Source organism: Trichothermofontia sp., assembly GCF_053493415.1.
This window is the reverse complement of the sequence record NZ_JBRCAD010000215.1, coordinates 1-10741: the sequence shown is the minus strand read 5'-3', so window position 1 is coordinate 10741 and position 10741 is coordinate 1. Positions and strand designations below refer to the sequence as shown.

Below are 10741 nucleotides of genomic sequence, written 5' to 3'. Positions count from 1 at the left end.
CGTTAGACCCATGACTAATTCCGCACTAGCCATTTTTGGGCATTCAGTCGCTGGATGACCCCAAACACCAACAGGTCGAGGGTGATCCGACGCTCGTCAATTAAAAAGGATTCCAACAGGCTGGGTTGGGTGCCATTGTCCGCATACGCAAACTGTTTCCGACCACCAATGTCGCCATCCACGAAGGCTAGGTTGAATTGGCGCTGGTTGCCCATCCAGGTACCGATGACCTGCCAACAGGGGACACCCACTACGGGCAAGGGTCGCTGCTCAAAAGTTAAGGCCACATCCTGAAGCCCTTGTTTCGTGAGGGCTGCTTTCAGGGCGGGCAGAAGGTCCTGTTGCACAAAGTCGGCAAAGGGTTTGTCCTCTGCTTTGGGGGCTTTTTTCGCCGCTGCCTTGGCGGTCGGTTTCTCTGGAGCGGCGGGGGTTTCGTCTGCCATAGTTCCGAGGTTGAGGGTAGGGTGTCACGATCGCGGCTAAGGGTTGACGATTCCCCTTGGGGGACGCTACGCGAACGCGATCGCATGTAACCAAAACTTTACCAAAGAACTGGAGGGACCGGCGGGTTCTGGGTGATTTCCCTTGGGGGACGCGACGCGATCGCTCACGGGGGTTGGGACGATCGTCCTGCGCTCCATGTCAAGATCGGGTGAAAGATCCAATCCTTAAAAATGCATCAAAGATACGGCAGTCCCTGATTGGAGGGGGCATAGTGATACCGATGCATTGCCCATCATGGCCTTCTCCGCGATGATGTCTCATCCCCTCTATATCGCCTTTATTTGGCACCAACATCAACCCATTTATAAATCTCGACGCTCAGGCCAATATCACCTGCCTTGGGTGCGGCTGCATGGCACCAAGGATTACCTCGATTTGGTCTTGCTCCTGGAGCGGTATCCCCGGTTGCACCAAACGGTTAACCTTGTGCCCTCGTTGCTCTTGCAGTTGGAGGATTACGCCACTGGCGTGGCCACTGATCCCTATATGGCATTGGCGCGATCGCCGGTTGAGCAATTGGACGCTACCCAAAAAGCCTTCATTATCGAGCATTTTTTTGATGCCAACTACCATCACCTGATCGCCCCCCATTGGCGCTACCGGCACCTTTACGAGCAACGCCATGAGCGGGGACGGGCCTGGTGTTTGAAGCACTGGCAGGGGCAGGATTACAGTGATCTGCTGGCATGGCACAATTTGGCCTGGATTGATCCCCTGTTTTGGGATGAGCCGGAGGTGCGTCAGTGGTTGACAAAGGCCCACGGGTTTACCTTAGACGATCGCCGCCGCATTCTGGCCAAGCAACAGGAGATTATCCGTCGGATCATTCCCCAACACCGCCAGATGCAAAAGGCGGGGCAACTGGAAGTGATGACCAGTCCCTATACCCACCCGATCCTCCCCTTGCTGGCGGATACGGAGGCTGGCCGAGTTGCGGTGCCGAATATGCCCTTACCGCACCAACGGTTCCAATGGCCGGAGGATATTCCCCGCCACCTGAAGAAAGCCTGGAACCTTTATAAGAAATGGTTTGGGTGTCGCCCCAGGGGGCTTTGGCCATCGGAGCAGTCGGTGAGTCCTGCCATCCTGGCCCCCATTGCCCAGCAGGGCTTCCAGTGGATTTGTTCCGATGAGGCCGTGCTGGGTTGGACCTTGCGCCACCTGTTTCCCCGCGACGCGACGGGTAATCTGGAGGAGCCGGAGGTCTTGTATCGCCCCTATCGGCTACCTACCCCGGCGGGGGATTTGGCGATCGTCTTTCGGGATCATCGCCTGTCGGACTTGATTGGCTTTACCTATGGGGCGGTCCCTCCCCAGGAGGCAGCGGCGGATCTGGTGGGTCACCTGGAGGCGATCGCCCGCACCCTCCAACAACGCCAAGCGGGGGGGGGCACCGCGCTGAATCATCCCTGGCTGGTCACGATCGCCCTGGATGGGGAAAACTGTTGGGAGTTTTATCAACAGGACGGCAAACCGTTTTTAGAAGCCCTCTATGGCACCCTGCATCACCATCCCCACTTGCAACTGCTTACCGTATCGGAATTCCTCAAGCGGTTCCCGCCGACGATGACGTTACCGAGCGATCGCCTGCACAGTGGCTCCTGGGTTGATGGCAGCTTTACCACCTGGATCGGGAGTCCGGCGAAGAATCGGGCCTGGGATTTACTAACGGCGGCACGGCAAGTCTTAGCGGCCCATCCGGAGGCCACGGAGCGGAAAAATCCAGCGGCCTGGGAAGCCCTTTATGCTGCCGAGGGGTCAGATTGGTTCTGGTGGTTTGGGGCGGGCCATAGCTCCAACCAGGATGCCATGTTTGATCAACTCTTTCGGGAACACCTGTGTGCCCTCTATGAGGCATTGCAGGAGCCGATCCCTGCCGCTCTCCAGCACCCCGTAGAAGACCATAAGCCAGTTGGGGATCATCCGCCCCAACGCTTTATCCATCCGGTGATCAATGGCTGGATTGATGAGCAGGATTGGGATCACGCGGGTCGGATTGAGATTGGAGGGGCGCGGGGCACCATGCACCGTAGTAGCGATATCCAGCGGCTCTGGTACGGCGTCGATCACTTAAACTTCTATCTGCGGTTTGACTTCCAGTTAGGGCGTAGGCCGGGGGTAGATTTCCCACCGGAGTTGAACTTATTCTGGTTTTACCCAGATCAACCGGTGCAGACCAGTCAGCTTCCCTTGCTGGACTGGCCGGACCAGGCCCCCCTGAACTATCGCTTCCGCCATCACCTCTGTGTGAATCTGGTGACCCATTCTATCCTGCTCCACGAGGCAGCCGGTGGGAACCATTGGCACGCCCGGAATCACCGTGCCCACGCCGCGATCGCGGAATGTCTGGAAATTGCCGTCCCCTGGGCAGATCTCAATACAAAGCCGGATTGGTCATTGCAGTTGGTATCGGTGCTCTCAGAGGCGGGGCGCTACCATAGCTTTTTACCAGAACATCGGCTGGTTTCGATTCAAGCGCCTTAGTCACTTCCCTTAGAAGATGTTTTAAAAGGGGGGAGCGCGGTTAAAACCGCGACTCCAAACGTCAATAGTTGGCTGTCCGCAGCATTGTTTTGCGTTTGTAGTGGCGACTTTAGTTGCCCAAACGGCCTGTCTCTGGACTTGTCAAACTCCCTCGTAGGTGCAGAGGGATCTGATGAATAATTATCAATTCTTGTTGCTAAAGGGAGTCATGTCCCCTAGGCAGTCAATGCAGGGCAGACAATAGGAGATAAAGGGAGACGTTTAGCGTGAATGGGCTGCCGATCGCCGATCGTGATCGGGTCAAGGAGGTCGATATGTTGTTGGCGACCCTGACAACCGGAAATCCGGTAGTTTACGTGATTGTGAAGCTATGTGTCTTGGTCCTGGCAGTGGTTGCCTGGTGGCTGGTCACGAGCTATCCTACCCATCCCGTTATCTAGCCCACGCCATGCCCTCGGCTAGTATCAAGACAACGGGCTGGCGTACCCTGAGTGCTGTAACCTGGGTGCTGGGGGGGCGATCGTGACCACTCCCTGGTCACCCAGCCTAGGGGAAAGCTAGCGCTAGCCGATTACACGCAGCATCAGACAAGGTACAGCACTTCCATACCCGGTGAGGTACAGACAAGGGGCTTAAGCCCCTTGTTCGCCAGGCTTGACAGTACTTCATTAGCGAGAGAACGGTTGTATTATGCCTCGCTTTATTTTTGACTAGTGCAGCGCATAATTAATGATGCAAGGTTTGTAGTTCAGGCTTTAGCCTGCAACGCCTCAAGTCGTTACTACCAACGTTGCGAAACTTTATATTTACTGTACTAGGTTGTGCTGGTTATTAGAAAATCGGCGATTAATCCAGATGATCTGCCTGTCTCACTTGAACACCGATCGCGGTCATGGCCGACTCAAATGCCACCCACTGGTCGGAGCGGATGAATTGCGGCAGGTGCTGGGGGGCGGCATTAATAGTCTTCTTAGCCTCCTTCAGTCCCAACCCCGTGAACTCTCGGACGATCTTGATTGCAGCTAATTTCTGATTCGCAGGTACCACACCCATAATGACATCGAGTTGCTGTGTGCTTGGCACCTGAGGCAGAGATAAAGACAGATCATTATTAAATGTCGGCAACGGCAAGCCACTGATGGGAAAGGCGTAGAGTACATTGCCTTGATCATCTACTTCAAAATTAGCATTGAGTTCAAGAGCTTTGGCATCTAGGTAAGCTTTAGCCAGTTTATACTCTAGTGCTGACTCCATTGCAAACCGCAGGGGCGTCAGACGGCCTTGCTCTGTTTGCAAGAGTTGCAAGAAGATAGATTGCAGGCGATCGCTCTCTTGCTTCAGTTTTCTTTGCTGCGATCGCCACATTAACCAGCCACTTCCGATTAGCATTGGCGTGCTAAACAATAGACAAGCGACTAGGCCAGAGCGCTTCTCTTCAGGAGTGTTATCTGGGTCAAACGGGGCATAGAGTCCTGATGCCAACAGAATAAGGCCCAAAATCAACAGAATTTTAGCGGCCACTTGAGTCATCTGTGGGACACCTTGGAAAATTAACCTTGGGGGGATTATAGTCTAGGAGAAGCCCTGAGGCCCATCCCCGATCGCGCCCCCTCACCCTTACCCTCAAGCCGCGATCGGCATTTGTTGACCCTCAATAATCGCTTCGTAGTAGTCTTGCAACTGACGGGTGGCAGCACCCCAGCCCCAGCGTTCTGCCTCCATACGGGCATTCTGGCGCAATAACTCCCGTTCTGCCCCTTGGTTGAGTAAGCGTTGGGTTGCCACGATCGCCCCTTGCTCATCATTGGGATCAAATAGATAACCATTCACCCCATCAGTGACGATATCGAGAATGCCCCCTGCTGCCGCCGCAATCACGGGACACCCTGCCGCCATCGCTTCCAACAACACTAACCCCAGGGTTTCCGTGCGTGAGGGGAAAATAAACGCATCTGCTGAGGCAAAGGCAGAACCCAGTTCTTCACCCACTAAATAGCCGACAAAATTCGTGGGCGTATCAGCAAAATGGGCTTTTAATTCTTCCCGGTAGGGACCATCCCCAACCAACGCTAACCGGGCACCGGGAATTGCCTGCAAAATCGGTTTAATGCGATCGATTTCCTTTTCTGCGCCTAACCGCCCCACATAGAGCAACAACGGCGCATCGGGATAGCCCTGACTCAGGCGATCGCGCATTTCCCGACTGGCCAATTCGGGCCGAAATAGTTCCGTATCCACTCCCCGCTGCCACAGATCCAGGCGTTCAATCCCGTGCGATCGTAACTCCTCGATCATGGCATTGGAAGTACACAAATTCAGCGCCGCCTGGTTATGGCAAGCCCGCAGCAACTCCCACAGCACCCCCTCCAGCATCCCCCAACCGTAGTGCTGCAAATACTTGGGCAGATGGGTATGGTAGGAGGCCAGTAAGGGCAATTTCAATGCCTTTGCGTAGTACACGCCGCCCAATCCCAAAATCGCTGGATTCACCACATGGACAATATCCGGTTGAAACGTTTCTAGGGCTTGGCCCAGGGAAGGGCGAGGAAACGCCATTTTTAGCTCTGGATACCAGGGTAGAGGCATTCCGGGAACACCATAGATCTTGGCTCCCTTGTATTCCGTCAACCCGCCGTCCGGGCAGAAAACCAGCACTTCATTACCAAGGCGTTGGAGGTGATCCACCGTGTGTTTGAGACGGGTGACAATGCCGTCAATTTTGGGGAGGAAGGTTTCGGTAAACAGGGCAATGCGCATACTCAACCAGGAATTCAACAAATGAAATTGCGGATTGTAGGGGCGGGTTGCGCCCAAACCTTGGCTCAGAAACAGCTTTCTGCATAAACCCGCCCAGTTGATTATCCTGTATGCAGCAACCCCTAGGTCGCCCTCTCTCAAGCTAGGGGGCAGGTTCACAGGAATCGTCATTTCCCCGCAAATGGGTAGGCAAACCTGCCCCTACACCCCATGCCGACAGCGCTCCAGTCATGACCTAACGCCGCCAGGTAACCTTGGGCAGGATTTCGTTCTGATTGACGCGATCCTTGTATTTGATTGCGAAGTTCAAGAGGGAATCCAGCAGGGCATCCGAGAGGTAATGGGGATGCAGACCCAAATCAATCAGTTTGGTGTTTTTGGCGTTGAAGTAGTGTTCTTCCTTCTCCACGCGGGGGTTTTCCAGGTGATTGATGTCAATCTTTAACCCTAGGGATTTTCCGGCTTCCTGGACCTTGAGGGCGAGATCCCCGACACTGAACATTTCGGTGAATTGGTTGAACACGCGGAATTCCCCCGCATCGGCGGGATTGGCGATCGCGATTTCCATGCAACGCACCGTATCGCGAATATCCAGGAACCCACGGGTTTGACCGCCCTTGCCATAGACCGTCAGGGGATGCCCGATCGCGGCTTGGATGCAGAAGCGGTTCAAAGCGGTCCCGAAAACCCCGTCATAGTCGAGGCGGTTAATCAGGCGCTCATCCATCCCCGTTTCTTCAGTTAGGACCCCATACACTACACCCTGGTTGAGATCCGTCGCTCGGAGGCCCCAGATCTTGCAGGCAAAGTGGATGTTGTGGGAGTCGTGGACCTTGCTGAGGTGGTAGAAGCTGCCCGGTTGTTTGGGATAGGGGAGGGTGTCCTTGCGACCGTTGTGCTCGATCGTGATGTAGCCCTCTTCAATATCAATATTGGGGGTACCATATTCGCCCATTGTGCCGAGCTTCACCAGGTGGCAATCAGGAAAATCTTCCTTCATGGCGTAGAGCAAATTGAGGGTCCCCACCACGTTATTGACCTGGGTGAGGACGGCGTGTTCGCGATCGATCATCGAATAGGGGGCCGATCGCTGTTCGCCAAAGTGAACGATCGCATCCGGTTCAAAGGTCCGCAGCGACTTGCTCAGGAAATCATAATCAGTAATATCACCGACAAAGAGATCGATCGTCTTGCCGGTCAAGGCTTGCCAGCACTGAATCCGCTCTTGAATTGGCAGGATCGGGGTGAGGGTATCGACGCCCAACTGCATATCCCAGTAACGCCGCACCAGGCTATCTAAAATGCCAACTTCATAGCCTTGATTTGAGAGATACAGCGCCGTGGCCCACCCACAATACCCATCGCCGCCAATGACTAAGACTTTCATCTCGCTACCTGTTGCTTGCCAATACTCGCCCAATCTACCATCCTTGGGGGACAAATTGGCCCACTTTCCTTGGGGCACTCCCGTCAAGGCAATCCCGTTTTTGCCAACCCCAATACAAGGATTCACGCATTCATCAGGATCGCTTTTTAACCTGCTAGCGTGAGGACTGGGTGGTCGGGAGGGGTTGCCCGACCCTGGGGGGTGCTTCCCCATGCCTCTCTAGATCAGGGTCCAAATCGGGGCTGTCAGGGCGCGGCGCGGCGGTTGGGAGTTCGGCCAAGGTGCGCAGAGGTAGACCATTGGTAAGGCGGATGGGATTAGCCAGAATCGCTGTGCCCCGGAGGGATGTATGCGGGGGAATATCGGATTCGGTAGCGGGCTGGTTCGCGTAGGTCTGTCCATCAAATTGAACCCGTTTATAGCGGGGCGGAGAATCTCCCTCCGAGATAAAAAATACGAGATCGTTCCAACCCCGTGTTTTCCGATCGAGGACTAGGATCGGTACATGAACAGCGATGAATTGACCCACCTGTTGTAGCCCCTGGGGACTTTGGGTAAAAATTAAAGCCAGACAGCCGTTACGGCCACAGGTTTCTCGCCCAACGACGTAGGCGATCGTTTCCAGTCGTCGATCGCCGTTTAGGTCAATGCGGTTGTAGTAATATCGCAGCCGATCGTGGGGCGACTGATCGGGAGTATAGGGTTCGGCCAACGCCTCTAGAATTGCCCGTTCAACCTTGGGGCGAGGCTGGGTTTCTGATGGCAGGTAGTTGACTCGCCCTGGACGAATACCATTGATCACGGGTAAGGTTCCCAGGGAGGCCGCGATCGCCGCGATCGGCCAAGTAAGGGTAGTGAGGGTGGTTATCCCAACCAATAACCGTCGCGCAAGATCCTGAATCATGACTTACCTTGCCAGCTAGTCAACCTAATTCTAACCTTTGGGTGTCATACCCCATTGACCTCGCTACCTGCCTCACATTTCCTGGCGCGACTTTAGCGCTTCACCAACTTCTTGGTAACTTTGCGCAGACGGATCGAAGTCGGGGTGACTTCCAGTAATTCATCGGGACCGATGTATTCTAGGGCGCGTTCTAGGCTCATATCGACTGGGGCTTGCAGTTGCACCAATTCATCCCCCGTTGAAGACCGGAAGTTGGTTAACTGCTTGGTTTTGCAAACGTTCAGGTCAAGATCCTGGGGCCGATTGTGTTCGCCGACAATCATGCCCTTGTAAACCTTGGTGCCAGGGGTGATGAAAAAGACGCCTCGATCTTCCGCATTTTTCATGGCATAGAAGGTGGCAACCCCTTCTTCAAAGGCAATAATCACACCATTGCGGCGGGTTTCGATTTCACCACTGAAGGGACGGTAGTCGAGGAAGCTATGGTTCATGATGCCTTCGCCCCGGGTCATGCGCATGAATTCACCCCGGAAGCCAATTAGCCCACGGGCGGGAATCACAAATTCCAACTGGGTGCGGTTGTTAATCCCCACGCGCATATCCTGCATTTCGCCACGCCGCTGACCGAGCCGTTCGATGCAACTGCCCACGCTACTTTCCGGCACATCGAGCACTAAATATTCAAAGGGTTCACAGGGTTGGCCGTTAACTTCGCGGTAAATAACTTGCGGTTGGGAAACTTGGAATTCGTAGCCTTCCCGTCGCATGGTTTCGATCAAAATTCCCAGGTGGAGTTCACCGCGACCAGAGACGAGGAAGCGATCGGGGGAATCGGTTTCTTCGACCCGTAGGGCGACGTTGGTTTCCAGTTCCCGCATCAGGCGATCGCGCACCTGCCGTGACGTTACAAAGGTGCCTTCCTGACCGGCAAAGGGGGAGTCGTTGACGGAGAAGGTCATCTGCAAGGTGGGTTCATCGACCTTGATTAGGGGCAAGGCTTGGGGTTCGTTGGGACAGGTGATCGTCTCACCAATGTTAGCCTCAGCAAATCCAGCCACAGCGACGATGTTTCCGGCACTGGCGGTTTCCAGATCAATACGCTTGAGGCCCTCGAAACCCATGAGTTTGGTAATTTTGCCTTTGACGATCGCGCCGCTTTCAGTGACAAGGGCGGCCTGTTGACCGGAAGCGATCGTGCCGTTGTGGATGCGACCAATGACGATGCGGCCTAGGTAGTCGGAGTAGTCGAGGGTGGTGACTTGCAGTTGCAGGGGTTTGCTGGGGTCACCGATCGGGGGCGGAACGTGCTGGACGATCGCGTCGAACAGGGGCCGCATGTCCTGGTTCTCGCCGTCGAGGTCGGTTTTGGCGTAGCCGTCGAGGCCGGAAGCGAAGAGGTAGGGGAAGTCACATTGATCTTCGTCGGCACCTAACTCAATAAAGAGGTCGAGCACTTTGTCGATCGCGCCGTAGGGGTCAGCTTGGGGGCGATCGATTTTGTTGACGACAACGATCGGGCGCAGTCCTTTTTCTAGGGCTTTTTTGAGGACGAAGCGGGTTTGGGGCATTGGCCCTTCGTTGGCATCAACGATCAGCAGGCAACCATCGACCATGCCGAGGACGCGCTCGACTTCACCGCCAAAGTCGGCGTGACCAGGGGTATCGACAATATTGATCAGGGTGTCGCCATAGCGAACGGCGGTGTTTTTGGAAAGAATGGTAATACCGCGCTCGCGCTCCAGGTCGTTGGAGTCCATGACGCAATCGGGGACGGCCTCACCTTCGCGGAAAATGCCGGATTGTTTGAGCAGGGCATCGACCAGGGTGGTTTTGCCGTGGTCAACGTGGGCGATGATGGCGACGTTACGAATGGGCAGGGACATAAGGCTCCAAGTGCGGTGAGCGAGGTGTGCGAGTCAAACGGCTGGGTCGGGACGCGGATTGGGATCGGCGATCGGCCCAGGGATGTAAATAAACCTTAACAATTCTAACGCAAAATGTAGGTGGGTGGTGACAGTGGGAGCTAGCTATACTAGGTACAGGATGATTGTTGGTTCAACTTACTGGGTGTGAGGCGCAAGAAAGTGAGTAGCAACGGAGTAGATGAACTATTCAGATTCGCTGAACAATGTCGTCAAAAAATACAAGGGTTTGAAAACGCAGAAGTGCGTTGTGCTTTGATTGGTGCATCAGGTAGTGGAAAATCTTCACTCATCAATGCAATTGCTGGTGAGCGTATTGCCAAAGTAAATGTCATTGAAACAACTGAAAAAGCACAATCCTTCAAACATCAAGGCATTTTATTTACTGACTTACCAGGTTGTGGAACCGTAAAATGGCCAAGAGAAACCTATATTGAAAATCTTGATCTTCTAAGTTATGACTGTTTTCTACTAATTACTTCGGTTCTTCTGGGTTTTTGGTGAATATGTTACAATGGATGCCAATAGTGCGTTGGTGATGAAGCAATGGACTGGCATTTGGATTCTCTACTTAACTTGCCAAACGTTACCGTTGAAATCTGCACTCAGGAAGCCGAGCAAGTATTCCTACAGTTAGACTTATAGACTTATTAAACGAAGCAGCCACTTGCCCTTACTGTCAGACTAGCAGTCATAAGCTGCATCAGAATCGGCCCGTATTCGTGCGTGATCTTGCAATTTTTGGTCGGCCAGCATACTTGCGAATTCCGCGTCGCCAATTCT

At 54.1% G+C, this 10741-nt stretch carries 10 protein-coding genes; 4 read left to right on the top strand and 6 right to left on the bottom strand.

Annotated elements, in window-relative coordinates:
• Nucleotides 1-14 precede the first annotated feature (14 nt).
• Nucleotides 15-443, bottom strand: a complete 429-nt coding sequence (locus ACWIUF_RS19100; protein ID WP_448574120.1) for a DUF2996 domain-containing protein — start codon at nt 441-443, stop codon at nt 15-17.
• A 310-nt stretch (nt 444-753) separates the two neighbouring features.
• Here ACWIUF_RS19100 and ACWIUF_RS19095 point away from each other — a divergent pair, with 310 nt between their 5' ends.
• Entirely contained in the window at nt 754-2988 is a 2235-nt protein-coding gene (locus ACWIUF_RS19095) for a glycoside hydrolase (RefSeq protein WP_448574119.1), read from the top strand.
• Between the two features lie 266 nt (nt 2989-3254).
• Nucleotides 3255-3428 (top strand): hypothetical protein, encoded by a 174-nt coding sequence (locus ACWIUF_RS19090; RefSeq protein ID WP_448574118.1) that lies wholly within the window; start codon nt 3255-3257, stop codon nt 3426-3428.
• Between the two features lie 406 nt (nt 3429-3834).
• On the opposite strand, the gene ACWIUF_RS19085 is transcribed toward ACWIUF_RS19090, so the two are convergent.
• The 5 genes from ACWIUF_RS19085 to typA form a co-directional block, all read right to left on the bottom strand.
• A complete protein-coding gene (locus tag ACWIUF_RS19085; protein WP_448574117.1) occupies nt 3835-4518 on the bottom strand; it encodes a ribosomal protein L7/L12 in 684 nt (227 codons plus the stop codon).
• Nucleotides 4519-4611: 93 nt separating this feature from the next.
• Nucleotides 4612-5802: a glycosyltransferase family 4 protein gene (locus ACWIUF_RS19080; protein ID WP_448574116.1), complete on the bottom strand. Its 1191-nt coding sequence runs from the start codon at nt 5800-5802 to the stop codon at nt 4612-4614.
• 178 nt (nt 5803-5980) lie between these two features.
• Nucleotides 5981-7132 (bottom strand): UDP-sulfoquinovose synthase, encoded by a 1152-nt coding sequence (locus tag ACWIUF_RS19075; protein ID WP_448574115.1) that lies wholly within the window; start codon nt 7130-7132, stop codon nt 5981-5983.
• Between the two features lie 154 nt (nt 7133-7286).
• Complete coding sequence (locus ACWIUF_RS19070; protein WP_448574114.1) at nt 7287-8036, bottom strand: hypothetical protein; 750 nt, start codon at nt 8034-8036, stop codon at nt 7287-7289.
• 92 nt (nt 8037-8128) lie between these two features.
• Nucleotides 8129-9919 carry a translational GTPase TypA gene (gene typA, locus ACWIUF_RS19065; RefSeq protein ID WP_448574113.1) on the bottom strand — a complete coding sequence of 597 codons (1791 nt, stop codon included), beginning with the start codon at nt 9917-9919 and terminating at the stop codon, nt 8129-8131.
• Nucleotides 9920-10120: 201 nt separating this feature from the next.
• On the opposite strand from typA, the gene ACWIUF_RS19060 reads away from it, so the two are divergent.
• Nucleotides 10121-10462: a GTPase gene (locus ACWIUF_RS19060; RefSeq protein ID WP_448574112.1), complete on the top strand. Its 342-nt coding sequence runs from the start codon at nt 10121-10123 to the stop codon at nt 10460-10462.
• 95 nt (nt 10463-10557) lie between these two features.
• Nucleotides 10558-10741: transposase family protein (locus ACWIUF_RS19055; protein WP_448574156.1), on the top strand; the 184-nt coding region annotated here is incomplete at its 3' end.